Annotated in this window: 18 protein-coding genes and 1 pseudogene; 10 read left to right on the top strand and 9 right to left on the bottom strand. The window is 72.4% G+C overall.

Annotated elements, in window-relative coordinates; all coding sequences use genetic code 11:
- Positions 1-125: 125 nt before the first annotated feature.
- The 3 genes from LMU33_RS00790 to glgX form a co-directional block, all read right to left on the bottom strand.
- Positions 126-1376, bottom strand: coding sequence for a M14 family zinc carboxypeptidase (locus LMU33_RS00790; protein ID WP_228616305.1), 1251 nt, complete (start codon positions 1374-1376; stop codon positions 126-128).
- A 745-nt stretch (positions 1377-2121) separates the two neighbouring features.
- Positions 2122-4497 carry a malto-oligosyltrehalose synthase gene (gene treY, locus LMU33_RS00785; RefSeq protein ID WP_228616303.1) on the bottom strand — a complete coding sequence of 792 codons (2376 nt, stop codon included), beginning with the start codon at positions 4495-4497 and terminating at the stop codon, positions 2122-2124.
- Between the two features lie 154 nt (positions 4498-4651).
- Positions 4652-6763 carry a glycogen debranching protein GlgX gene (gene glgX / locus LMU33_RS00780; RefSeq protein ID WP_228616301.1) on the bottom strand — a complete coding sequence of 704 codons (2112 nt, stop codon included), beginning with the start codon at positions 6761-6763 and terminating at the stop codon, positions 4652-4654.
- Between the two features lie 194 nt (positions 6764-6957).
- On the opposite strand from glgX, the gene LMU33_RS00775 reads away from it, so the two are divergent.
- From LMU33_RS00775 to LMU33_RS00760, 4 genes are all read left to right on the top strand, one after another.
- The gene (locus tag LMU33_RS00775; RefSeq protein ID WP_228616299.1) at positions 6958-7758 is read left to right on the top strand and encodes a Tat pathway signal sequence domain protein; all 801 of its coding nucleotides are present in this window, start codon (positions 6958-6960) and stop codon (positions 7756-7758) included.
- Positions 7759-7807: 49 nt separating this feature from the next.
- Positions 7808-9127 (top strand): copper amine oxidase, encoded by a 1320-nt coding sequence (locus LMU33_RS00770; RefSeq protein ID WP_228616297.1) that lies wholly within the window; start codon positions 7808-7810, stop codon positions 9125-9127.
- Positions 9128-9242: 115 nt separating this feature from the next.
- Positions 9243-10481: a DUF5919 domain-containing protein gene (locus tag LMU33_RS00765; protein ID WP_228616296.1), complete on the top strand. Its 1239-nt coding sequence runs from the start codon at positions 9243-9245 to the stop codon at positions 10479-10481.
- 101 nt (positions 10482-10582) lie between these two features.
- Positions 10583-11308, top strand: a complete 726-nt coding sequence (locus tag LMU33_RS00760; protein ID WP_228616294.1) for a 3'-5' exonuclease — start codon at positions 10583-10585, stop codon at positions 11306-11308.
- Positions 11309-11411: 103 nt separating this feature from the next.
- Here LMU33_RS00760 and LMU33_RS00755 read toward each other — a convergent pair whose 3' ends face one another.
- On the bottom strand, positions 11412-12275 hold the full coding sequence (locus tag LMU33_RS00755; protein ID WP_228616292.1) for a phosphotransferase enzyme family protein: 864 nt from the start codon (positions 12273-12275) through the stop codon (positions 11412-11414).
- Positions 12276-12440: 165 nt separating this feature from the next.
- Here LMU33_RS00755 and mgt point away from each other — a divergent pair.
- Positions 12441-13689, top strand: a pseudogene (mgt, locus tag LMU33_RS00750) (macrolide-inactivating glycosyltransferase).
- 247 nt (positions 13690-13936) lie between these two features.
- Here the strand turns inward: mgt and LMU33_RS00745 are convergent.
- A complete protein-coding gene (locus tag LMU33_RS00745) occupies positions 13937-16195 on the bottom strand; it encodes an MMPL family transporter (protein WP_228616290.1) in 2259 nt (752 codons plus the stop codon).
- A 410-nt stretch (positions 16196-16605) separates the two neighbouring features.
- Between LMU33_RS00745 and LMU33_RS00740 the strand changes: the two genes are divergently transcribed.
- The 5 genes from LMU33_RS00740 to LMU33_RS00720 all read left to right on the top strand — a co-directional run bounded on the left by LMU33_RS00740 (position 16606) and on the right by LMU33_RS00720 (position 20996).
- Complete coding sequence (locus tag LMU33_RS00740) at positions 16606-17157, top strand: DUF1697 domain-containing protein (protein WP_228616288.1); 552 nt, start codon at positions 16606-16608, stop codon at positions 17155-17157.
- A 168-nt stretch (positions 17158-17325) separates the two neighbouring features.
- On the top strand, positions 17326-18369 hold the full coding sequence (locus LMU33_RS00735; RefSeq protein WP_228616286.1) for a ketopantoate reductase family protein: 1044 nt from the start codon (positions 17326-17328) through the stop codon (positions 18367-18369).
- A 73-nt stretch (positions 18370-18442) separates the two neighbouring features.
- A complete protein-coding gene (locus LMU33_RS00730) occupies positions 18443-19393 on the top strand; it encodes a sigma-70 family RNA polymerase sigma factor (RefSeq protein WP_228616284.1) in 951 nt (316 codons plus the stop codon).
- A gap of 55 nt (positions 19394-19448) precedes the next feature.
- Entirely contained in the window at positions 19449-20084 is a 636-nt protein-coding gene (locus LMU33_RS00725) for a mycothiol-dependent nitroreductase Rv2466c family protein (protein WP_228616282.1), read from the top strand.
- Positions 20085-20687: 603 nt separating this feature from the next.
- A complete protein-coding gene (locus LMU33_RS00720) occupies positions 20688-20996 on the top strand; it encodes a hypothetical protein (protein ID WP_228616281.1) in 309 nt (102 codons plus the stop codon).
- 40 nt (positions 20997-21036) lie between these two features.
- Here LMU33_RS00720 and LMU33_RS00715 read toward each other — a convergent pair whose 3' ends face one another.
- From LMU33_RS00715 to LMU33_RS00700, 4 genes are read right to left on the bottom strand one after another with little or no spacing between them, the layout of a single operon-like run.
- Entirely contained in the window at positions 21037-21774 is a 738-nt protein-coding gene (locus LMU33_RS00715) for a sirohydrochlorin chelatase (protein WP_228616279.1), read from the bottom strand.
- A gap of 8 nt (positions 21775-21782) precedes the next feature.
- A complete protein-coding gene (locus tag LMU33_RS00710; protein ID WP_228616277.1) occupies positions 21783-22667 on the bottom strand; it encodes an ABC transporter permease in 885 nt (294 codons plus the stop codon).
- Positions 22654-23433 (bottom strand): ABC transporter ATP-binding protein, encoded by a 780-nt coding sequence (locus tag LMU33_RS00705; protein WP_228616275.1) that lies wholly within the window; start codon positions 23431-23433, stop codon positions 22654-22656. Before LMU33_RS00705 ends, LMU33_RS00710 begins: the two co-directional genes overlap by 14 nt.
- Positions 23434-23469: 36 nt before the next feature.
- Positions 23470-24579, bottom strand: coding sequence for an aliphatic sulfonate ABC transporter substrate-binding protein (locus tag LMU33_RS00700; protein ID WP_228616273.1), 1110 nt, complete (start codon positions 24577-24579; stop codon positions 23470-23472).
- Positions 24580-24620 lie beyond the last annotated feature (41 nt).

The raw sequence follows: 24620 nt of genomic DNA, 5'->3' as shown, positions 1-24620 counted from the left end.
CACGGGCGGCGTGGCACGGGCGGCACGGGCGGCGTGGCACGGGCGGCACGGGCGGCGTGGCACGGGCGGCACGGGCGGCGTGGCACGGGCGGCACGGGCGGCGTGGCACGGGCGGCGCGGAGGTCTCACGCCGCCCGTTCCCGGGCCTGCTGCGCCGCCACCAGCACCGTCCGGGACTGGTGCTCCACCTGGTGCTCCAACGGCACCCAGCGGGCCCGGAACCGGGCCGCGAAGGCATCGCACCAGTCGGTGACGAGTTGTTCCAGCCGCGGCGCCGCCCGGTCGTCCGTCTCCCGCAGCACCCGCAGCAGCATCGCAGCCGCCCGCAGCGGCAGCCGCCGCCCGAAGGCGTCCACACTGCCGACGTACGCCATCGTCGTAGCGGCGGGCGGGGTGTGGATCCAGTCCTCGGCCAGACCCGGGATCAGCTCCAGCGCCCAGCGCGCCGCCCGCAGCAGGGGCCCGTCCACGCCGTCGAGGCGGGGCAGCGCCTCGGCGAGGATCCCCTCCACCTCCAGCGAGTCCCGCAGCAGCCGCTGCGCCAGGCGCCGCATCGCCGCCGCCGGCGCCGGGTGCGGTGCCGGGTCGTCCACCAGGTCGCTCGCCCACATCGGCACCTCCACCACGGCCGTCAGACCGCCGTAGCGGTGCGCGTGGTACCAGGTGCTGTGCCGGGCGTCGTCCGGCATGCTCGGGTAGGCGGCGCCCGTCTCCGGGCCGGGCATGACATGCACCCCGGGGCCGGAGGCCGGCCAGCCGGCGGCGTCCGAGGCGCCCGTCTCCACCGGGATGTGCAGCTGCGCCGCCGACTTGGCGAACGGCTCCGCGAGCCCCGGCACGTCCCTGGTCAGCTGCACCCAGCTGCCGCCCAGATCGGTGCCGTGCAGGGTCACCTGGAGGTAGGGCCGCAGCTCGTCGATCACCCCGGTCAGCGCCCGGGTCTCGGGCGGCAGCCGGTCCGGTGGCAGCACGGACGGCGACCACTCCGGCTGCTCGGCGCCCGTCGGGCGGTAGAAGCCGAGGTGGTAGTCGAGCAGGCTGCGCGGCGCCGGCGTCACATGCAGGCTCGCGCCGTCCGGGTCCGCGCACAGCAGGAAGTGCCAGGACGTGTCCGCCCGCAACTCCCGCTCGGCCAGAACGCGTTCGGCCAGCACCCGCAGGGTGGAACCCCCGGTCGGCTCGTTGGCGTGGGCGCCGGCGACCACCAGCACCGCCCGCCGGGCGTGCCCCACCGTCAGCAGGTGCAGGGGTCTTCCCGCGCGCGAGAGGCCCACCTGCCTGAGCGAGCACAGCCCGGGTTCCTGAGCGGCCAGCGCCTGTGCGGAGGCCACCAGTTCGGGAACGCTGGGATAGCGCAGCTCCGGCAGAAGACTCACCCCCGACTTGTTCCCGCCCGGCCTCGCCCTCCAAGTCCCGCACGCGAAAGGTGAACTGTCAAGCATGCGGCGGGGGAGGCTATGGGGGGCGCCCGGACGGAATCGAGGGGGCGCGGCGAGCCCGGTGCGTGCCGTGCGTTCACTGCTGGTGCAGGCCGCGTCCCGCGAGCGTCAGGAACACCTCGCCCACCGCCTCCGACAGCGTCGGGTGCGCGTGACGTGCCGGGCCCGTTGAGGCTCGTCAAGCGGATCCCCTGTGCTGCTGATCCCTCGGCGACCTGCTCCGCGCCACGTGGCCCGCCCCGGCGGCCTCCCTTGTCCGTTGAGGTTCGAGTGGTTGTCCCGGCGCCGCCGAGGCCTTCGCGGACCTGCTCCGCGGCACGTGGCCCGCCGCCGGCGGACTCGCGGGCCCGTTGAGGTTCCTCGAGCGGTTCCCGTGCGCCGCTCAGCCCTTGGTGAGGCGCTCCGGCGCCGGGTGGCCCGCCCCGGCCGCCTCCCCGGCTCGCTGGGGCTCGTCGAGTGGTTGTCCCGGCGCCGCCGAGGCCTTCGCGGACCTGCTCCGCGGCACGTGGCCCGCCGCCGGCGGACTCGCGGGCCCGCCGAGGCTTCTCGAGCGGTCCCGTGTGCCGCTCAGTCTCGGTGACTCGCTCCGCCAGGTAGCCCCCGCCCCCGCGGCCTCCCCGGCCCGCTGAGGCTCCTCAGCCTCCCCGGTCGCTGAGGTGTCTCAAGCGGTTCCCGGTGCCGGTCAGCCCTCGGTGACCCGCTCCAGCAGTACGACCGGCAGCCGGTCGAAAAGGTCCGCCACGCGCGCGTCGCCGGTGAACTCCCGCTCCGGGGCGAGCACGTCCGCCCACCGGCCGGGCGGCAGCGCCAGCCGGGTCTCCTGCCAGCCGGCCGCCTCCGCGAGCCGCATCGACAGCCGGGTCACCGCCGTCACCACCTCACCGGAGCGCGCGAACGCCACACAGTGGCCTGCGGCCGGGCCCTCGGCGGTCAGCGGGTCGTAGGACGCGGCCGTGCCGAACGCGTCGGGACGCCGGGCGCGCAGCCGCAGCGCCGCCGCCGTCAGCGCGTCCTTCTCACCGGGCATCTCGGGCGGGAACGCCACCGCGCGCCGGTTGTCCGGGTCCACCAGCGCCCGGTACTCGCCCTCCGTTCCCTGGTACACGTCCGGCACGCCCGGCATCGTCAGATGGACCAGGGCCGTGCCGAGCACGTTGGCCCGGATGTGCGACTCCAGTGCCTTGCGGAAGGCCGCCACGCGCTCACCGGGAGCCCCGCAGGGCCCAGCGGCGACGAATGCGGCCACCGCCTCCTCGTACGGCGGCTCCTGCTCCGTCCAGCTGGTGTACATGCCCGCCTCGCGCACATGCTTCAGCAGCGCCTGCCGCACCCGCTCCTCCTCGGCCGGCCCCAGCCCGAACACCGTCTGCCAGGCCGCCCAGGCCAGCTGCCCGTCCGGCACGCCCACGCCCTCCTCGGGCCGGTTCACCTCGGCCAGCAACTCCGTCCACCGGCCGGGGCACTCGGTGAGCACGGCCAGCGCGGCGCGTACGTCGGCGCTGCGCTTGGTGTCGTGCGTGGAGACCACCGTGCCGGTGCCCGGCCAGTCGCGCTGCACGCGCGCGCAGTACGCGTGGAAGTCCTCCGGGGACACTCCAGGCCGGCCCGGATCGCCGCCCACCTCGCTCGCCGACAGCAGCGGCACATAGCGGTAGAACGCGGTGTCCTCCACCGACTTGGCGCGCAGCGCCGACGCGGTCTGCGCGAACCGGGTGCGGAACTCCACCCGGTCGGCGTGGTCCGGTGCCGACGGCTCACCGGGCGGCTCGACCAGCAGTCGGCGCACGATGCCGACGGCCTCCGCCTCCTCGGGCACCACGAAGGCGAGCCGGGCCTCCTCGGCGGCTTCCTCGGTGACGACGGCGGAGGCGTCGGTGGAGGCGTACGGCCGGTACACCCGCATCCGCACCAGCAGCTCCTCCACGGCCGTGCGCAGCGCCCAGGGCGCCCGGTCGCGCAGGCCGAGGTCCGGCGAGGTGGCACACACCCGGGTGGCCACCCGGGTGAGCCGGTCGGTCTCGGCGGCCAGCTCGTGCGTGAGCACCTTGTAGGCGGCCCGCCGTACCGTCGCGTCCCAGTTGCCGCCCCGGTCCGTCTGCGGCGCCGCGAACGCCCGGTAGCGGCCCAGCAGTTCGTACGCTCCCGTCTGGTCGGTGAACAGGCCGTCCACCTGGCGCAGGGCGTCGTAGCCGGTGGTTCCCGCGACGGGCCAGGACGCCGGGAGCCGTTCGCCGTCGGCGAGGATCTTCTCCACCACCGTCCAGCGGCCGCCGGTCGCCTCGTGCAGCCGCGCGAGGTAGCCGTCGGGGTCGGCGAGGCCGTCGGGGTGGTCGACGCGCAGCCCGTCGAACACGCCCTCGTGCAGCAGCCGGAGGATCTTGGCGTGGGTGGCGTCGAACACCTCCGGGTCCTCCACGCGCACCCCGATCAGCTCCGAGATGCTGAAGAACCGCCGGTAGTTCACCTCGGTGCGGGCCAGCCGCCACCACACCGGGCGGTACCACTGGGCGTCCAGCAGCTCGGGCAGTGGCAGGTCGTGGGTGCCCGCGCGGAGCGGGAAGGCGTGCTCGTGGTAGCGCAGCACGTCGCCGTCGACGACGAGGTGCTCCAGCTGCGAGCCGACCGGACCGCCGAGCACCGGCAGCAGCAGCCGCCCGCCCTGCGCCTCCCAGTCGATGTCGAACCAGCGCGCGTACGGCGAGTCGGGCCCCTCGCGCAGCACCTCCCACAGGGCGTGGTTGTGCCGGGGCGCCATGGCCATGTGGTTCGGCACGATGTCGGCCACCAGGCCCAGACCGTGCTCCCGCGCGGTCCGAGCCAGCGACCGCAGGCCCTCCTCGCCGCCCAGTTCCTCGCGCACGCGCGCGTGGTCCACGACGTCGTAACCGTGCAGGGAGCCGGGCACGGCCTCCAGGACGGGGGACAGGTGCAGGTGCGAGACGCCGAGCGACGCCAGGTACGGTACGGCCGCCGCGGCGGCGGCGAACGGGAACGCGGGCTGGAGCTGCAGCCGGTAGGTGGCCGTGGGCACCTCCGGTCCGGGTCGCGCAGAAGTCATGGAAACCTACGTACCCAGCCCGCCGCCTTTCGTGTCACCGGCCCCTGAACGGACCCATACTCGCCCATCCGGCCCATGCGGCGAAAACGTCCTCCACGCGCGCGTGAGCCGGGCGGGCAGTCTCGCCGGCTGGGCCGCCGCCGCGCGGGCCCGGTTACGCCGGCCGCTGCAGTACCGTCATGCTGCGGTCGGGCAGGGTGATCTGCTCGCCCGCCGCGACCTTGGTCCCGGATCCTGGCGGCACCCCGTCCGGGCAGGCGGTGTCGACGACCACCTGCCACTGCCTCCCGTGGTTGACCGGCACCAGGAAGTCCAGCGGCTCCGGGGAGGCGTTGAACATCAGCAGGAACGAGTCGTCGGTGATGCGCTCCCCCCGCGCGCCGGGCTCGGAGATCGCGTTGCCGTTCAGGAACACCGTCAGCGCCGACGCCCGCGCCGAGTCCCAGTCCCGCTGGGTCATCTCGTCGCCTTCCGGAGTGAACCAGGCGATGTCGGACAGATCGTCGTGGGTGCCCTCCACCGGACGGCCGTGGAAGAAGCGGCGCCGGCGGAAGACCGGATGGTCCCGGCGCAGCCACACCATCGCGCGCGTGAACTCCAGCAGGTCGCCTTCCAGGGGCTCCGGCCAGTCCAGCCAGGACAGTTCGCTGTCCTGGCAGTAGGCGTTGTTGTTGCCGCGCTGGGTGCGGGCGAACTCGTCGCCGTGGCTGATCATCGGCACGCCCTGGGACAGCATCAGCGTGGCGATGAAGTTCCGCATCTGCCGGGTGCGCAGCGCGAGCACGTCCGGGTCGTCGGTCTCGCCCTCCGCCCCGCAGTTCCAGGACCGGTTGTGGCTCTCGCCGTCCCGGTTGTCCTCGCCGTTGGCCGCGTTGTACTTGTCGTTGTACGAGACGAGGTCGTGCAGGGTGAAGCCGTCGTGGCAGGTGACGAAGTTGATCGAGGCCAGCGGGCGGCGGCCGTCGTCCTGGTAGAGGTCCGAGGAGCCGGTCAACCGGGAGGCGAACTCGGCGAGCGTCCGCGGCTCGCCCCGCCACAGGTCCCGTACCGTGTCCCGGTACTTGCCGTTCCACTCGGTCCACATCGGCGGGAAGTTGCCCACCTGGTAGCCGCCCTCGCCCACGTCCCAGGGCTCGGCGATCAGCTTCACCTGGGAGACCACCGGGTCCTGCTGCACCAGGTCGAAGAACGACGACAGCCGGTCCACCTCGTGGAACTGCCGGGCCAGGGTCGCCGCGAGGTCGAAGCGGAACCCGTCGACATGCATCTCGGTGACCCAGTACCGCAGCGAGTCCATGATCAGCTGGAGCACGTGCGGGGACCGCATGAGCAGCGAGTTCCCGGTGCCCGTGGTGTCCATGTAGTAGCGGGGGTCGTCGGCGAGGCGGTAGTACTGCCGGTTGTCGATGCCCTTGAAGGACAGCGTCGGGCCCAGATGGTTGCCCTCGGCGGTGTGGTTGTAGACGACGTCCAGGATGACCTCGATCCCGGCCTCGTGCAGCGCCCGGACCGCCGACTTGAACTCCAGCACCTGCTGACCGCGGTCGCCCCAGGAGGCGTACGCGTTGTGCGGGGCGAAGAAGCCGATGGTGTTGTAGCCCCAGTAGTTGCTCAGGCCCATGTCGACGAGCCGGTGGTCGTGCACGAACTGGTGGACGGGCATCAGCTCCAGGGCCGTCACCCCGAGCTTGGTCAGGTGTTCGATCACCGCCGGGTGCGCGAGCGCCGCGTAGGTGCCGCGCAGCTCCTCCGGCAGCCCCGGATGACGCATGGTCAGGCCCTTGACGTGGGCCTCGTAGATCACCGTGTGGTGGTACTCGGTGCGCGGCGGCCGGTCGTCGCCCCAGTCGAAGTAGGGGTTGATCACCACCGAGGCCATGGTGTGCGGGGCCGAGTCCAGGTCGTTACGGCTGTCCGGGGTGCCGAAGTGGTAGCCGTACACCTCCTCGCCCCACCGGACCGTGCCGCTGACCGCCTTCGCGTAGGGGTCGAGCAGCAGCTTCGCGGAGTTGCAGCGCAGTCCGCGCCCGGGCTCGTACGGGCCGTGCACCCGGAGCCCGTACCGCTGTCCCGGCATGACGCCCGGCACGTACGCGTGCCGCACGAACGCGTCGCTCTCGCGGAGCTCCACCGCGGTCTCCGAACCGTCGTCGTGCAGCAGACACAGCTCTACTCGGTCCGCGACCTCCGTGAAGACCGCGAAGTTGGTTCCGGCGCCGTCGTAGGTGGCGCCGAGCGGATACGCCTGTCCAGGCCAGACCTGCATGGCTACGACTCTCCCAGGTGTGCCGCCGTCCCGGGGCCGCGTTGGCCCCCGAGTCGCCCCGAATTGGCGGAACCTCACGTGTCTTGTGTCCCTCTTACCCACCGACCGGCGCATACGGTGGCTCTCGTACCCGCCGTGTGCCGAGCCAGTGGGGCGACACGTACTCCCGTGAACCACGGGGAGCAGGGGGAAATGTGCGTGAGACAGTGCACCGCCATCTGGGCAAGTTAGTGGCAGGAGTGGCCGTCGCGGCGGTGGGGACCGCCGCGACGGTCGCGATCACGCTGCCGGGCACGGCGGGGGCGGACACCTCGGCGGGGGCGAGAGGCGGTACGCGGGCCGGGCAGGGCCCGGACGCGGTCCGGCCCGGTGTCGTCGAGCAGGCGCCCGCCGAGCGCGGCAGGGGGACCGGCCGGGATCCGCTCACCGACGACGAGATCCGGCGGGCCGAGAAGATCGCCCTGAACGGGCAGCTGCCGACCACGGGCGAGAACGTCGACGGCGGCCGCGGACCACAGCGCCTGAGCGTCGACCTCGCCGAACCCGAGCCCGGCGGGGCGGACGACCCGGCCGCGCCGCGCCGGGCCGACATCACCTTCTACGACTACAAGAGCGACACCCTCCTCACCAGGACCGTCGACCTGGACACCGGCAAGGTCGAACGGACCGGCACCCAGCGCGGCGTCCAGCCGCCGCCGAGCCGGGACGAGAACGCCGAGGCCGCCCGGCTCCTGATCGCCTCCCCGCTCGGCGCGGGTCTGAAGGCGGACTACAAGGACGCCACCGGCAAGGAGCTCACCTCCCCGGACCAGCTGCTGCTGAGCGGCGGCGTCTACCGGGCCGCTCCGGGCGCCCAGCCGGCGGTCCTCGACCAGTGCGGCACGCACCGGTGCGTCCGGCTGTTCACCAAGGTCAGGAACGGGCCCTGGATCGACACCAGGTCCCTCGTGGTCGACCTGAGTGCCCGCAAGGCCGCCGCCCTCGACCGCGGCTGACCGAACGTTTCCCCAGACCTGCACCTCCTGAAAAGGGAGCCATATCGTCATGCCCGAGTACGGAACCCGCCGTGCCCGCAGGGCAGCGGCCGTCGGCCTGACCGTGGCCGCGCTGGCCGCCGGCGCGACGACCGCTGCCGGACCGGCCGCCGCCCGGCCGAGAACGGCCGCCGCCGCGCCCGCCGCCGACTGCAGCGCCTCCTACCGCATCGAGCAGAAGCTCTCCGGCGGCACCACCTGGCGCATGTGCTGGCACTACGACAGCAAGGCCGGTCTCGTCCTGGAGGACATCAGCTACCAGCCCAAGGGCGAACCGAAGCCGATCAAGGTGCTGAACAGCGCCAGACTCGCCCAGATCCACGTCCCCTACGACGACGGGAAGAACGAGTACAGCGACCTGACGGGGCAGGACTTCGCCCAGGCGCTGATGAACCTCTCGCCCGCCGAATGCCCCGGCGGCACCATCAAGACCGTCAAGGTCCCCGACGCCGTCGACCCGCGGCACCCGAACGTCAACGGACTGTGCACGACCACCCGGGCCCGCGGCCACGCCTACCGCATGCACGACGTCGGCACGGACAAGGTCCACCAGGCCCAGGGCAAGGACTTCCTCGTCTACACCGTCAACCAGGTCGGCTGGTACGAGTACATCACCGAGTGGCGCTTCCAGGACGACGGCCTGATCTCCATGAACATCGGCGCGACCGGCAGCCTCTCCTTCGACGACTACGACTCCGGCGACGGACGCGGCTGGCCCATCGGCAAGGGCGCCAGGGCCTACGCCACCAGCCACAGCCACGACGTCTTCTGGCGGCTGGACTTCGGCCTCGACGGCTCGTCGAAGACGAAGGTCGAGCAGTACGACTCGGTCGTGAGCCCGCGCACCGGCGGACAGCAGGGGCCGACCACCCGGACCACCCGAACGAAGGTCACCAGGGAACTCGCCGGCGACCTGAAGGACTACCGCTGGTGGCGGGTGGTCAGCGCGACCGGAACGAACAAGGACGGACACGCACGTTCGTACGAGATAGTCCCCGGGCCCACCACCAAGTACCTCGGCCGCGGCTTCACCCGGCACGACCTCTACGTCACCGAGTACAACCCGTGCGAACTGTTCGCCAGCGACAACCCGAAGTGCGACCAGGGACACCCCGCATCCGTGGACCGATGGGTCGGCGGACAGACCCTGACCCACCCGGTGATCTGGATGAACGTCGGCTTCCACCACATCGCGCGGGACGAGGACCAGCAGCCCATGCCGGTGCACTGGCAGGGCTTCGCCATCGCGCCCCGGGACGTGACCGCTATGAATCCGCTCACTCCGAGTGACCTCGCATGGCAGAACGGCCATTGGGAGCCGCGTAGTTGAGCGTGACAGTTGGGAAACCGACCTGTCCATCCGGCTGCACCGCCCACCTCTCGCGGAGTACCCTTCCTTGATCGTTGAGACGGGAAAGGCCCGGGGATCGGAAGGCGGTGCACGGGTGGGCTCGGGAGGCCTGGAGCTGCCCCCTGGTGACGAGGGTCACGAGGGGAACTCCAAAGACGTCCCGCCCGGCGCGGTGTCCCTGGCCCGCCCGATGGACGCGGGGTCCATCGGGCCGGAGCTGGACTGGGACGCCGACGCCTGGCGCGAGGTGCGCACCCGCGCCCAGCGGGCCGGCCGGGCCTACATCTGGCTGAACCTCGTCGAGCAGCGGCTGCGCGCGGTCGTGGCCGCCGTACTGCGGCCCATCTACGAACCCGTCCACGGGGACGACTGGGTGGTCGCCGCGGCCGGTCCGGCCGGTCAGGAGTGGGTGCAGCGGGCCGTCGCCGTCCGCGAAGTCAGCCGCCGCAAGGGATACCTGCTCGATCCGGCCGACGACAACGTGCTCAGCTTCCTCACCCTTCCCCAGCTGCGCGAACTGATGGTGCAGCACTGGCCGTGCTTCGAGCCGTACTTCGACGAGCGCCGCGACCTCGAACTCGCCCTGGACGAGCTGGAGGTGACCCGCAACGTCGTCTCCCGCAACCGGGCGCTGTCCGGGGCGGTTCTGAGCCAGGCCGAGCGCGCCGCCGCCCGGCTGCTGGAGACGCTCGGTGCCGGCGGCGACGTCCCCTCGGCGCGCCGGCTGCCCGTGGACGCGGTCGAGGACCTGGTCGGCGACCGGTACGCCGACGTCGTCGCCGTCCACCCCGACCGGGTGCGGCTTATGCGCCAGTTCCCCGCCGAGGACCTCTTCGGCGGCGCCCGCCGCCTCGACGCCATCGGCATCGGCCTCAACCTGCTCGTGCAGAACTTCTCCGGCCGCCGTCTGGTCCGGCTCGCCGAGACCGGCTGCCGGGTACGGCTGCTCTTCCTCAACCCCGCCTCCAGCTCGGTCAAGCGCCGCGAGCGCGAACTCGGGATGAAACGGGGCGAACTGAGCCGCTCCGTCGAGATGAACATCCTGCACATGCGCCGGGTCCGCTCCCGGCTGCGCGACCCGGGCGCCTTCGAGATCCAGGTCTACGACGAGACACCGCGCTTCACCGCCTACCTGGTGGACGGCGACGGCGCGGACGGCATCGCCGTGGTGCAGTCCTATCTGCGCGGGGCGCGCGGGATGGAGTCGCCGGTGCTGGTACTGCGCAACGGCAGCAAGCTGGTCAAGTCGGACGAGGTGGGGGAAGCAGGGCTCTTCCCGACATACCGCGAGGAATTCGAGCTCGCCTGGGCGGATTCGCGCCCTGTGTCGTGAACGTCCGCCGGTGCAAGCGGAACGCGCTCCTCTGATTGTCAGTGCCGCGTGCGAGGGTGGAGACCACTGGGGGAAAGCACCACCAAGAAGGGGGGCCGCCCATGGGCTGGCACCGGGAGCTGCTGATCGGCTTCGACCTGGAGACGACCGGGACCGATCCGCGCGAGGCGCGCATCGTCACCGGCGCGGTGATCGAGGTCAGGGCCGGTGAGCCCATGGGACGCCGGGAATGGCTGGCCGATCCGGGCGTGGAGATCCCGGCGGACGCGGTGGCGGTGCACGGGATCAGCAACGAGCGGGCGACGAGTGAGGGCCACCCGGCCGACCGGGTCGCCGACTCCATCGCCGACGTCCTGGTCTCCTACTGGAAGGCGGGCGTCCCGGTCGTCGCCTACAACGCCGCGTTCGACCTCACCCTGCTCTCCGCCGAACTGCGCCGCCACGCGCTGCCGTCCCTCGCCGACCGCCTGGGCGGCGCCGCCCCCGCCCCGGTCGTCGACCCCTACACCATCGACCGCTGGGTCGACCGCCACCGCCGCGGCAAACGGAACCTGGAAGCGGTCTGCGCCGAGTACGGGATAGTCCTCGACGCGGCCCACACGGCCCCGGCCGACGCCCTCGCCGCCGCGCGACTCGCCTCCGCGATAGCCGACCGCCACCCGAAGATCGCGTCCCTGAGCCCGGTCGAACTCCACCGGCGGCAGATCGAGTGGTATGCGGAGTGGGCGGCGGACTTCCAGGCGTTCCTGCGGCGCAAGGGGGATGCGGGGGCGGTGGTGGACGGGGCGTGGCCGCTGCGGGAGTTGGCGGAGAGTCAGCCCGTTTAGTCCGGCGGCCGTTTGCGGCTGCGGGTGAGTGGGGCCGGTCGCGCCCACGCGGCGGAGCCGCGTATCGACCCAGCCCCGCGCCCCTCAGGTGCGCGGAACAGCCTCAGAACGGGTACCAGCGCACCGTCTCATCCCCGTCCCGCAGCGACGCCACCCGCCGCCGAAACTCGGCCAGCGCCTTCGGACTGCTCGGCGCGTGCTGGGCCACCCAGGCGCAGCTCGCCGTCTCCCGGGCCCCGCGCAGCACGCTGCACCCCTCCCACTCCCGCACGTCCCACCCGTACGCCTCGGTGAAGGAGTCGTACGCCTCGGCGGGCAGCCCGTACCGGTCGCGGGAGAGGGCCATGACCACCAGGTCGTGCTCGCGCAGGTCGGCGGAGAAGGTCTCCAGGTCGACCAGGACCGGCCCGTCCGGCCCGATGTGCACGTTGCGGGGCAGCGCGTCGCCGTGGATCGGGCCCGGCGGCAGACGGGGCGTCAGCGCCGCCGCGGCCGCCGCGAACCCGTCCCGGCGCGCGCGGAGGTAGGCCGCGTCCTCGGGCTCGATCGCGTCGCCCGCGAGCCGCAGCCACCGTTCCACACCGCCCAGCAGCTCGCGGGGCGGCAGCGCGAAGGGAGGAGGGGGAAGTGCGTGCACCATCCGCAGCAACCGCGCCAGGTCCCGCGGCTCGGCGGGCCGTACGGGGTCGGGCAGCCGGTGCCACACGGTCACCGGGTGGCCCTCGACCAGCCGCGGCTCCGGCTCCGCCGCCCGTACCGCCGGCACGCCCGCCGCGGCCAGCCAGCCGGCGATGTCCAGCTCGCGCCGGGCCCGTTGGAGCAGCTCGGCGTCGCGGCCCACCTTCGCCACCAGATCACCGGCGGCGAACACCGCGTTCTCGCCGAGGGCGAGGAGGGCCGCGTCCCGGGCCGGGCCCGGCAGCACGCCCGCCGCGGCCAGTACGTCCCGTGCCCGTGCCTCGTCCATGGTGCCTCCGTGCCGCGCCGTCGTCCCGTGCCGTCTCTCCGGCCAGTCTCGCATTCGCACAGGTCGGGCGGTGTGCGCGGGCCCTTGACGAGGATGCGGCGCCTCCAGCCCCGGGCTTGCGGCAGGCGCTGGGCCCGCTGCCGTCCCCCTGACGGCGAACGGAAAATGACTTTGAACGAGACGTCTCGTCTCGTCTACTCTCGGCGCCATGACCACGCCCGCCCATATCGCCATGTTCTCCATCGCCGCGCACGGCCATGTGAACCCCAGTCTGGAGGTGATCCGCGAACTGGTCGCCCGGGGCCACCGGGTCACGTACGCCATTCCGCCGGTGTTCGCCGAGAAGGTGGCCGCCACCGGGGCCCGGCCCGTGCCGTACACCTCCACACTGCCCGGACCCGAGGCCGACCCGGAGGCCTGGGGGAGCACGCCGCTGGACAACGTGGAGCCGTTCCTCGCGGACGCGATCCAGGCACTCCCGCAGCTCGCCGCGGCCTACGCCGGCGACGAGCCTGGCCTCGTGCTGCACGACATCGCCTCCTACCCGGCCCGCGTCCTCGCCCACCGCTGGGGCGTCCCGGCGATCTCCCTCTCCCCGAACCTCGTCGCCTGGGAGGGGTACGAGGAGGAGGTGGCCGAGCCGATGTGGGCGGAGCCGCGGAGGACCCCGCGCGGGCAGGCGTACTACGCCCGGTTCGAGGCGTGGCTGGCGGGGAACGGGATCACCCAGCACCCGGATTCCTTCGTCGGCCGCCCGGCCCGCTCGCTCGTCCTCATCCCGAAGGCGCTGCAGCCGCACGCCGACCGGGTCGACGAACGCGTCCACACCTTCGTCGGCGCCTGCCAGGGCGACCGCGCCGACCAGGGCGACTGGCAGCGGCCCGCCGGCGCCGAGAAGGTCGTGCTGGTGTCGCTGGGCTCGGCCTTCACCAACCAGCCGGGCTTCTACCGCGAGTGCGTCCGCGCCTTCGCCGGCCTGCCCGGCTGGCACCTGGTCCTTCAGGTCGGCCGGCATGTGGACCCCGCCGAACTGGGCGACGTACCGGAGGGCGTCGAAGTGCACGACTGGATACCGCAGTTGGCGGTCCTGCGGCAGGCCGACCTGTTCGTCACGCACGCCGGTGCCGGCGGCAGCCAGGAGGGGCTGGCCACCGCCACGCCGATGATCGCCGTACCGCAGGCCGTCGACCAGTTCGGCAACGCCGACATGCTCCAGTCCCTCGGCGTCGCCCGCCGGCTGGACACCGAGGAGGCCACCGCCGACCGCCTCCGCGAGACCGCGCTCGCCCTGGTCGCCGACCCGGAGGTGGCGCGGCGCCTGGAGGACGTCCAGGCGGAGATGGCGAAGGAGGGCGGCACGCGGCGGGCGGCGGACCTGATCGAGGCGGAATTGCGGGGCCGCGTGGGGAAGTAGGACACCCGGCCCCGGATTTCACCGGCCCCCTGGGCCGGGGCGGGTGCTGGGTCGCTTGCCCGCGCCTGCGGGGGCCTTCCCCGCCGGGGGTACTCCCGGCGTCCATCCGTGCCGCCCCCAGCGGCACGACTGCCCGCGGCTACGAGCGCCCGAAGGGGGCGCGGGAACTGTGCCATCAGCCCCCACACCCCCGCACCCGCGCACGCTCTCAACCGCCCGGCGGGCAGGCGCCCATCCGCCCGCGGAATCAGACCGGGAGCCGCTCCCCTTCCTCCCGCACCGGACGGGCGGCGACCACAGCCGGCGTCTCGTCGTGGGTCAGGTCCGGCAGCCAGTGGAGCCACTTCGGCAGGTACCAGTTGCGCTCGCCGAGCAGGGCCATCACGGCCGGCAGCAGCACACCGCGGATGACCGTCGCGTCGATGAGGACCGCCGCGGCCAGGCCCACGCCCATCTGCTTCATGGACTGCATCGACAGCGTGCCGAAGATCGCGAACACGGCGACCATGATGACCGCGGCGCTGGTGACGACACCGGCCGTGGTCACCACGCCGTGCCGGATCGCGTCCTTCGTCGTACGGCCGTTCATGCGGGCCTCGCGGATCCGGGACACCACGAACACGTGGTAGTCCATCGACAGCCCGAACAGGATCACGAACAGGAACAGCGGCAGCCAGGTCACGATCGCACCGACCCCCTCCGCCCCCACCAGCGAGGCACCCCAGCCGTGCTGGAAGACGGCGACGAGGATCCCGTACGCGGCGCCCACCGACAGCAGGTTGAGCACGATCGACGTGATCGCCACGGTCAGCGAGCGGAACGACAGCAGCATCAGCAGGAAGGCGAAGACGATCACGAACGCGAAGACCGGGACGACGGAGCCGAGCAGTTGGTCGTTGAAGTCGTGGTTGCCGGCCACCTGTCCGGTGATCGGTGCCTGCACGCCGCCCACCTTGCCGAGGGTGGCGGGCCGCACCTCGTCGCGCAGCTTGTCCAGGCTCTTGACCGCCCGGTCCATGTCGGAGCCGCCGACCAGCGGCACGGAGACCAGGGCGACGTTCTGCGCGTCGTGCACGCGGATGTCGACCGGGCCGCGCGAGGCGCCGGAGGCGATCGCCTCCTTCTTGAAGTCGGCCAGCGCCTGCCGCACCTCGGGCGCGTTGATGTCCCTGGCCTTGACGACGACCTGGGCCGGCTCACTGCCGCCCGGGAAGGCGTCGTTGACGCGGTTGTACGTCTGCACGATCGGCAGCGACTTCCCGAACTCCTGGTCCAGGGTGAGCTGCTGGGTGTTCATGCCGAGCGCGGGCGCGGCGACCGCCAGCAGCGCACCGGCGGCCACGACGACGGAGACCAGCGGCCTGGCCAGCACCGCGCGCAGCACGGCGGTCCAGACCCGGCTGCCGTCGCCCGCGGGCCGCTTCCGGTCGCGGTTGCGGCGGTTCAGGAACGGGATCTTGCCCTTCTCCACCCGCTCGCCGAGCAGCGACAGCAGCGCCGGCAGGACCGTCACCGACCCGACCATGGCGACCGCGACCACCATCAGCGAGGCCAGACCCATCGCCTCGAACTGGGCGAGCCCGGTGAAGAGCATGCCCGCCATCGCCACGCACACCGTGACACCGGAGACGATGACCGCCCGGCCGCTGGTGGCGGCGGCGATCCGCAGGGCGGTGCCCGGGTCCCGCCCGGCCTGCCGTTCCTCGCGCTCGCGGCGCAGATAGAACAGGCAGTAGTCGACGCCGACGGCCATACCGACCAGCAGCATCACGGAGTTGGCGGTGTCGCTCATCGGCTGCAGATGGCTGACGATGCCCATCAGACCCATCGTCGCCATGATCGCGGTGATCGCCAGGGCCACCGGCAGCAGCGCCGCGACCAGCGCCCCGAAGGCGATCAGCAGGATGCCGAGGGCCACCGGCACCGCCGAGTACTCGGCCTGCTTGAAGTCGTCCCCGAAGGCGTCCTTGTACTGCTTCTGCATGCTGGCGCCGCCGATCTCCTCGATCCGCAGCGAGCCGTGCGCCTTCCGTACCCCGGAGACCGCCTTCAGCACCGGCTCGACCCGGTCGACGGCCGTCTTGGCGTCGCCGCGCATGTCGAACTGCACCAGCGCGCTGCGGCCGTCCCGGGAGATGGTGTGCGTGTCGTACGGCGAGGTCACGGCCGTGACCTTCCTGGTGCCCTCGACGGCCTTCACCACGTCGGCGACGGCGGCGCGGAACTCGGCGCCGGTCGCCGTGACTTCGGCGTCCTTGGACTGGATCAGGACCGTCTCGCCGGCCGGCTCCTTGATCCCCGCGTCGTCGATGATCTGGGCGGCGGTGTGCGTCTCGCCCTTGAGCTGGTTGTTCTCGTCGACGTCGACCCGGCCCGCCGCCGAGCCGAGCCCCATGGCCAGCACTACGAACAGCACCCATATGCCGACGGCCGCCCAGCGGTGCCGGGCGCTCCAGCCGCCGGCGCGGGCGGCCAGCCCCCGCACCGGCACGTCCCTGTTCCCCATCGCGGGTTCTACCCCCTCGTGTGCGGTGGCGGCCCCCTGCCGCCACCTCTGCGCTTGCTCCGGTATGACCGTATGAGCTGGATAAACGCGTCTCGTCGTGCTGCCCGGTGAACTCGGCGAGCGGCCGGTCAGCACTGGGGAGGACGGCGGCCCCTTACACCTATCCGCACTTCTCGGGGGCGCGTCTCGGGGTTCGGCAGCCCGTTTCGCCGCCGGTCGGACGTGGGTTGTCCGTTCTGCCGCCGGCGCGTTGGTTTGTGATTACGAAACCTTGTTGAACAAGTCACAGCTGCGTGTAGAGGTTGATCCGGTGCCCGCCGATCGGCGAGAGTTTCGCGCAGCCCCGCCCGGCGCGGGCCCGGCCGTCGTGCCCACCCCCACGGGGCACGACGGCCCCTTAGGGTGGCCGGATGACGACCTACGCGGCGCTGTTGCGCGGAATCAACGTCGGCGGCAGCAGGAAACTGCCGATGGCCGACCTCCGTACGCTGCTGACCGGCCTCGGCCACACCGGCGTACGGACGCATCTGCAGAGCGGCCAGGCCGTGTTCACCGCCGATCACGGCGACGAGGAGTCGCTGGCGGCGGAGTTGAGCCGGGCGATCGAGGAGCGGTTCGGCTTCCCGGTCGACGTGATCGTGCGTGACCACACCTATCTGAAGGCGGTCGCCGAGGCCTGCCCGTTCCCGGCCGCCGACCTGGAGCCCAAGCAGCTCCACGTCACGTACTTCTCCGCACCGGTCACCCCGGACCGCTACGCGGACATCGACCCCGCCGCCCACCTCCCCGAGGAGTTCCGCCTCGGCGACCGCTGTCTGTACCTGTACGCCCCCGAGGGCCTCGGCCGCTCCAAGCTCGCCGAGACCCTGTCCCGGACGCGGCGGACCAAGGACCTGATCGCCACCAGCCGCAACTGGAACACCGTCGTCAAGCTGGTCGAGCTGACCGCTCCGGGAGCCTGAGGGCCCGCGGGGTCCAGCGGGTCGCCCGGATCGCTGTACGGCATCCGCCGCAGGTGGACGTCGTCTTTGCCCTCGCACACCTCGCCTTGTCCCAGAGGCGAGGTGAAGCACGGACGCTTGCCGGGCCTTGTCGGGCGGGGTCACGTACGCGTGTGCGAGGCTCTGCCCATGCGCTACATCATCATCGGGGCCGGAGCGGTCGGCGGGACCGTCGGCGGGCGGCTGGCCCAGTCGGGGCGTGAGGTCGTCCTCGTGGCACGGGGCGGGCATCTGGCGGCGCTGGCCGAGCAGGGGCTCCGGCTGCGGGTGCCTGAAGGCGAGTTGACGTACCGGCTGCCGGCCGTCGACGGGCCGGGACCGCTCGGTGAACTGCGGGGCGACGACGTACTCGTGCTCGCCGCGAAGACCCAGGACACCGTGGCCGCCCTGGAGACCTGGGCCCACGTGCCCGTGGCCGGCGGGGGCACGGCGGCCGAGCGGCTGCCGCTCCTCCTGCTGCAGAACGGGGTCGAGAGCGGGCGGCTCGCGCTGCGCCGCTTCCGGAACGCGTACGGCGTCTGTGTCTGGCTGCCCTCGACCTTCGTGGAACCCGGTGTCGTCTCCGCCGCGGGCACCCCGCTCAGCGGCATCCTCCACCTCGGTCGCCTCCCGCACGGCACCGACGACACCGCCCGCCGGATCGCCGCCGACCTGGAGGCCTCCCGCTTCGAGGCGCCGGTGGTGCCCGACGTGGCCCGCTGGCAGTACGCCAAGCTGCTCTGGAACCTCGGCACCGCCTTCGAAGCCCTGTGCGGGCCCGCCTCCGACGAGGGCGCGCATGCCCTGCTCGCCCGCGTGCGGGCCGAAGGGGAGGCCGTGCTCGACGCGGCCGGCATCGCGCGCGCCGGCGCCGGGGAGCAGCGCGCGGCCCGCGGCGACAAGGTCACCCTGGTCCCGCTGGACGGGGCTCCGCGCGGCGGCGGTTCCTCCTGGCAGTCCCTCGCCCGGGGCACCGGCACCATCGAGGCCGACTACCTCAACGGGGAGATCGTGCTGCTCGGCCGGCTGTACGGCGTAGCGACCCCGCTGAACGAACTGCTCCAGCGGCTCGCCAACCTGTTCGCACGGGAGCAGCGGGCCGCCGGGTCGTTGCCGGTCGCGGAACTGGTGCGGATGGCCGACGCCGCCGAGGGCAGGGTGTCATCCGACTCCTTTGCACCGCACGGCAGTTGACCTTGCGGTCGGTTCGGCGTCCCATCAGGGCCCGGACGGTGCCTACCAATTCGCAGCAGGGGGCGGGGGAACGGTGGACGACGTCACCGAGGACGCCGGGCGGCGGCTCGCGGAGCGGTTCGAGGCGGACCGGCCGCACCTCACGGCCGTGGCATACCGGCTGCTGGGCTCGGCCGCCGAGGCTGACGACGCGCTGCAGGAGGCCTGGCTGCGGTCCCGGCAGGCCGACCTCGACACGGTACACAACCTCACCGGCTGGCTGACCACCGTGGTGACCCGGGTCTGCCTCAACCTGCTGCGGGCCCGCCGCAACCGGCGCGAGGAGTTCCTCGGGGCCTACGACCACGACCATGACGCCCCGGCGGTCTCCGCCGAGGCCGGCGACCCCGCCCGGGAGGCGCTGCTGGCCGACCAGGTCGGCGTCGCGCTGCTGGTCGTCCTGGACACCCTCCGCCCCGCCGAGCGGGTCGCCTTCGTGCTGCACGACATGTTCGCCGTGCCCTTCGAGGAGATCGCCCCGCTGATCGAGAAGACTCCGGCCGCCACCCGGCAGCTCGCCGTCCGGGCCCGTCGCCGGGTCCAGGGCCGGCCGGCCGCGCCCGCCGCCGACGCCGTACGCCGTCGGCGGGCCGTCGAGGCGTTCCTGGCCGCCACCCGCGGCGGCGACTTCACGGCCCTGGTCGCGCTGCTCGACCCGGACGTGGTGCTGCACGCCGACGCGCTGGTGGTGCCCACGCCGGAACCGATCACCGTGCGGGGCGCCGTGCCCGTCGCCCAGGAGGCGATGGCCGCCACGGCGCGCGCCCGGCTCACCGGACTCGCCCTGCTGGACGGCGAGTTCGGCCTGGTCATGGCGGAGCGCGGGCGGGCGCGCCTGGTCCTGGCGTTCGCCTTCGGCGCGGACGGCCGGATCACCGGGATCGACGTCGTGGCGGAAGCGGAACGCCTGTGCGGGACGGAGATCGCGGTGGCGGACCCGGTACCGGCCGGGGCAGGTGGCGGCCTGGAGGAATTGGACCCATGAAGTAAGAGCGGATTGGGCCGGGACGCTGCACCAATCCGGCGGTAGCGTCGCTGCCATGACATACCGCGACACCGCCACCGAGCCCGCCCCGACCCGGGTCGACTTCTTCTTCGACCCCGCCTGCCCCTTCGCCTGGATCACCTCCCGCTGGCTGCTGGAGGTCGAGCGCCTGCGCCCGCTCGACCTACGGTTCCGGGTGATGAGCCTGTACCTGCACAACACCGGCAACGAACTCCCCGACTGGTACCGGGACCTGGTGGACCGCTCGATCGGCCCGGTGCGGGTCGCCGTGGCCGCCGCCGAACGGCACGGCGACAAGGTGCTGCGCGACCTGTACACCGCGTTCGGCACCCGGATCCACGAAGCCCGGATCGAGGACTTCGACCGGGTGGTCGCGGAGTCGCTGGCCGAACTCGGGCTGCCCGCAGACCTGTCGGCCGCTGCCGACGATCCGTCGTACGACGACGCGGTGCGCCGCAGCCACGAGGCCGGCGCCGAGCCGGAGACGGGCGGCTACGTGGGCACGCCGACCCTGCACGTCGACGGCACGGTGTGGTTCGGCCCCGTGCTGCGCGCCGTTCCGCGCGGCGAGGAGGCGGCCGAACTCTTCGACAGCTTCCGGGTGCTGGCCCGCCACCCCGACCTCTTCGAACTCAAGCGCACCCGCGCCGGAGCCCTCCGCTTCGACTGAACGAGGAACGGACCGACCGGGAAAAAGAGGTGGCCGATAAACGCCCCCCGAACGCCTCGGGTCCGCCGCTCCTGTGACACACGAATCGTGAGCGGCGCAGAACGAAGTGCCGCCGTGGTCCGACGTCGCAGGGGAGCGCCGGACCACCGCGGCCCCTCTATCACGCGCCCGCCCTCCAGGGCCAGCCCTCGCAGAACCTCGCGACAAACTCATCCCGTTGTCCCTAGGGTGAAGCGCGCAGACGCCGGAAGGGCGACCGGAAGGGGCGAGGGAACCGATGAGCGCGACGGGCAGTCCGTTACGGGCACTGCCGCGGTACCACTGCGACGGGGGCGACCCCGGAGGCGGGACGCCCCCGTGCTCCCTGCTGTTCGGTCAACGGACGCCGGTCACCCGGACGGGTGGCGATTTTCGGCCTAGTAGGCGCCATCGCGGCTGGCCGGGCCCTGGCCCACCGCACTGCACGCGCGGTGTTCTTCTCCGCAACATCGGTAACGTCAGCCGCCCCAGCACCTTCGGTAGCCAGAGCCCGGTCGCCCGCGCCGAAGCCGTAGCCACCCCCCATCCCCGAAGGCTCCTTCGGACCACAAGCGAGGACAGGACATGAGCACCTACGACTTCGGGAACACCCCGGCCTACTTCGCCCGCATCGACCCCAGGAACGGCACACCCGACATCGAAACCCTCATGGACGTCGCCGACCGGCTCACCGAGGCACTGCGGGCCGAGTACCCCGGGATCGCCGGGAACGGGGAGGTCATCCAGGCGGAGCTGGCGCTGTCGGCGGAGGACGGCCTGCCGCCCAACCGGGGCCGGATCCGCACCGCACTGGAGAACGTCGCCATCACGGCGGGCGCGGGCACCGCCAGCCTCACCTTCACCCAGCACCTCCTGCACGCGCTCGGCCTGTGACCCCAGGAGAGCCGGCAAAGCCGCGGAAGCCGGGCAACGGTCAGGCGCCCAGGGCCGCAAGCGCCGGCCGGCGGGCCGCGTCGTAGCGTTCCAGCAGCACCCGCGCCACCTCCGGCGCGGGACCCAGCACGTCCGCCAGTACGTCCGCCCCGGCCGCGCCCCGCGCGATGCGGTCCGGCAGAAAGCCGGGGGCCAGGACGTACGGCGCGACGGCGACCCGCTCGCAGCCGAGGGCGCGCAGTTCGGCCACCGCGTCCTCGGTGCGCGGAAGGGATGCGGAGGCGAACGCAGGTCGCACGGCGCACCAGCCGGTGTGCCGCCACTCCCGCGCGATCTCTGCGATCACTGCGATCGCCTCCGGGTCGGTGGACCCCGCCGAGGCCAGCACGACCCCGGTCGAGGACTTGTCGGCGGGCGTCAACCCCGCCTCGTACAACCGTCGTTCCAGCGCCGACAGCAGCAGCGGCGACGGACCCAGCACGTCCGCCTGCCGGATCCGCAGCCGCGCCGGCGCCTCCCGCAGCACGGCGGGGATGTCGGCCTTGGCGTGGAAGGCGCGGGTCAGCAGCAGGGGCAGGGCGACGACGTCCTGGACGCCGTCCGCGGCCAGGGACTCCAGCACCCCGTGCACGGACGGCACGTTGAAGTCCAGGAAACCGGTCTCCACGCGCAGCCCCGGCCGCTGCGACCGCACCCGCTCCACGAGGGCGTGCACGGTCGCGGCGTGCCGCGGATCGCGGCTGCCGTGGGCGATGACGAGAAGGACCGGTTCGCGCATGTCGTGCCTCAGCCCTTCACCAGCAGGCCGCGGCTGCGCAGCACCCACCGCTCCAGCGGGCTGAAGATCAGCAGGTCGATGGCGATGCCGACGAACAGGATGAGCAGGATGGCCTCGAACACCATGGCCATGTCGCTGGCGGTGCGGGCGTTCTCCAGCAACTGGCCGAGGCCCGTGCCCAGGTCGGGGAAGTTGGCGATGATCTCCGCGGCCATCAGGGAGCGCCAAGAGAAGGCCCAGCCCTGCTTCATGCCCGCCACATACCCCGGCAGGGCGGCCGGCAGGGTGACGTGCCAGGTGCCCTTCAGGCCCCTGGCCCCCATCGTGCGGCCCGCGCGCAGGAACAGCGGCGGCACCTGGTCCACGCCGGACACCAGACCGTTGGCGATGGACGGCACGGCGCCGAGCAGGATCACCGCGTACATCATCGAGTTGTTCAGCCCCAGCCAGATCACCGCGGGCGGCACCCACGCCACCGACGGCAGCGACTGCAGACCGGACAGGATCGGGCCGATGGCCGCACGCACGAACCTCACCCGCGCCACCAGCAGGCCCAGCGGGGTGCCGATCAGCAGCGCGAGGCAGAAGCCGAGCAGACCGCGCGAGACGCTGGTCCAGATGTAGCCGAGCAGTTTGCCCTGCAGCCAGTCGTTGCGGAAGGCGTGCCAGACCGCGCCCGGCGTGGGCAGCTTGGTGGGATCGGCGACGATCTTCAGCGTGATCAGGCCCTGCCAGACCACCAGGACCACGACGATCGCGGTGATCGGCGGTACGACCTTGTCGACGAAGGTCTTGCGGAACGGCGTACGGCCCGGCTGCGCGGTCTCCAGCGCGTCGAGGCCCGCCTCCACGCTCCCCGACTCCGGGGAGGTCTTCGTCTCAGTGCTGGCCATGACGGCGGATCTCCCCACGCAGGACTTCGGTGATCTCCAGCGACAGTTCCGCCACGGGCGCGTCCTCGATGCGGCGCGGCTGCGGAATGTCGACATCCCACTCCCGGGCCACCCGGCCCGGACGGGAGGACAGCAGCACGACACGCTGCGCGAGCCGCACCGCCTCGCGCACGTTGTGCGTCACGAACAGCACGGACAGCCCGGTCTCCGACCAGATGCGGGTCAGCTCGTCGTGCAGCACGTCCCGGGTGATGGCGTCCAGCGCCGCGAACGGCTCGTCCATCAGCAGCAGGTTGCTCTCCTGCGCGAGCGCGCGGGCCAGCGCCACCCGCTGCCGCATACCGCCGGACAGCTCGTGCACGCGCTTGCCGTACGCGCCCTTCAGGCGGACGAGTTCGAGCAGCTCCTCGGCCCTGCCGCGCCGCTCGGACTTCGCCACGCCCCGCAGTTTCAGGGCGAGTTCGATGTTCTTGCCCGCGGTCAGCCACGGGAACAGGGCGTGTTCCTGGAACATCAGGGCCGGGCGGCCGTCGGTCGTGATGGACCCGGCGGTGGGCCGGTCCAGGCCCGCCACCAGGTTCAGCAGCGTGGACTTGCCGCAGCCCGAGGCCCCCAGGAGGGTGACGAACTCGCCGGGCGCGACATCGAGGGTGATGTCGTCCAGGACGAGCTGCTGCCCGCCGGGCGTCGCGAAGGACTTCGAGACTTGCTCGAGGCGTGCGGCGTACTCGACCGACTCAGCGGCCTTGGCAAGGGTTGTGGCCATGGTCGTCACCTCCTGGGAACTCGTCGGGCTCTTACGTCAGCTGCTGCCGAGACCGGCGTCGCCGACCGTGCTCTCGCCTGAGGCCTTGAGGACCTTGTTGAGGATCGTCAGGTCGTAGATCCCCTTGAGGTTCGGCTTGTCCAGCAGGCCGGCCTTGACCGCGTGCGCCGCCTCGGTGCCGAGGGTGGAGGCCAGCGGGTCGTCGGTGAACCGGATGGACTTCCAGGCCGGGTCGAGCACCTTGGCCGGGAGCGCCTTGCCGGAGTCCGCCGCCAGCTGCTTGTTCGCGGCCGCCTTCGCCTGGTCCGGGTTGGCGTTGATCCACTTGTTGGCCGCGACCGAGGCCTTCAGCACCGCCTCGACGGCCTTCGGGTGCTCCTTGAGGAAGGCCTGCCGCACGATGATGTTCGTGATCACGAACTTCTTGTCCGGCCACAGCGACGACTCGTCCAGCAGCACCTTGCCGCCCTCGGCGACCAGCTTCGACGCGGTCGGCTCCGGCACCCAGGCGCCGTCGACCGAACCGGACTTGTAGGCGTCCGGGGTGATCTTGTTGTCGGTGCGCACGACCGTGACGTCACCCTTGCCGCTCTGCGCGTCGACCTTCCAGCCCTGCTCGGCGGCCCAGTTGAGGAACGCCACGTCCTGGGTGTTGCCGAGCTGCGGGGTCGCGATCTTCTTGCCCTTGACGTCCTTGAGGGACGTGATCTTCTTCGGGTTCACGACCAGCTTGACGCCGCCGGAGGCCGAACCGCCGATGATCTTCAGGCTCTTGCCGTCGGACTTGGTGTAGCCGTTGATCGCCGGGGACGGGCCGATCCAGCCGATGTCGATGGAGCCGGAGTTGAGGGCCTCGATCTCGGACGGGCCGGCGTTGAAGGTGGCGTAGTCGGCCTTGGTGGCGCCCAGTTCCTTCTGGAAGAAGCCCTTCTGCACGCCGACCAGCGCGGTCGCGTGGGTCAGGTTGCCGAAGTAGCCGATCTTGACGGAGTCCAGGCCATCGATCTTCTTGGCCCCGGCGGCGACCTTGGTGGTGTCGTCGTTCTTGGCATGGGAGCCGTAACCGCAGGCGGCGAGCGTGAGGAGGGGGAGCGCGGCGAGCGCGGATATGCCGCGACGGAACAGTTTCGAGCGGTTGGCAGGCACGGGAGGGTGTCCTCTCGTTGGCCCGGCGGTCACGGTCTCTC

This window comes from Streptomyces barringtoniae (assembly GCF_020819595.1).
GTDB lineage: Bacteria > Actinomycetota > Actinomycetes > Streptomycetales > Streptomycetaceae > Streptomyces > Streptomyces barringtoniae.
This window is presented reverse-complemented; position numbering and strand designations above follow the sequence as displayed.

Bases quoted from the DNA above. Each gene is read 5' to 3' on its own strand.
- treY (WP_228616303.1), bottom strand. From the start codon at position 4,497: ATGACTTCTGCGCGACCCGGACCGGAGGTGCCCACGGCCACCTACCGG.
- glgX (WP_228616301.1), bottom strand. From the start codon at position 6,763: ATGCAGGTCTGGCCTGGACAGGCGTATCCGCTCGGCGCCACCTACGAC.
- LMU33_RS00770 (WP_228616297.1), top strand. From the start codon at position 7,808: ATGCCCGAGTACGGAACCCGCCGTGCCCGCAGGGCAGCGGCCGTCGGC.
- LMU33_RS00760 (WP_228616294.1), top strand. From the start codon at position 10,583: ATGGGCTGGCACCGGGAGCTGCTGATCGGCTTCGACCTGGAGACGACC.
- LMU33_RS00755 (WP_228616292.1), bottom strand. From the start codon at position 12,275: ATGGACGAGGCACGGGCACGGGACGTACTGGCCGCGGCGGGCGTGCTG.
- LMU33_RS00745 (WP_228616290.1), bottom strand. From the start codon at position 16,195: ATGGGGAACAGGGACGTGCCGGTGCGGGGGCTGGCCGCCCGCGCCGGC.
- LMU33_RS00740 (WP_228616288.1), top strand. From the start codon at position 16,606: ATGACGACCTACGCGGCGCTGTTGCGCGGAATCAACGTCGGCGGCAGC.
- LMU33_RS00735 (WP_228616286.1), top strand. From the start codon at position 17,326: ATGCGCTACATCATCATCGGGGCCGGAGCGGTCGGCGGGACCGTCGGC.
- LMU33_RS00725 (WP_228616282.1), top strand. From the start codon at position 19,449: ATGACATACCGCGACACCGCCACCGAGCCCGCCCCGACCCGGGTCGAC.
- LMU33_RS00720 (WP_228616281.1), top strand. From the start codon at position 20,688: ATGAGCACCTACGACTTCGGGAACACCCCGGCCTACTTCGCCCGCATC.
- LMU33_RS00715 (WP_228616279.1), bottom strand. From the start codon at position 21,774: ATGCGCGAACCGGTCCTTCTCGTCATCGCCCACGGCAGCCGCGATCCG.
- LMU33_RS00710 (WP_228616277.1), bottom strand. From the start codon at position 22,667: ATGGCCAGCACTGAGACGAAGACCTCCCCGGAGTCGGGGAGCGTGGAG.
- LMU33_RS00705 (WP_228616275.1), bottom strand. From the start codon at position 23,433: ATGGCCACAACCCTTGCCAAGGCCGCTGAGTCGGTCGAGTACGCCGCA.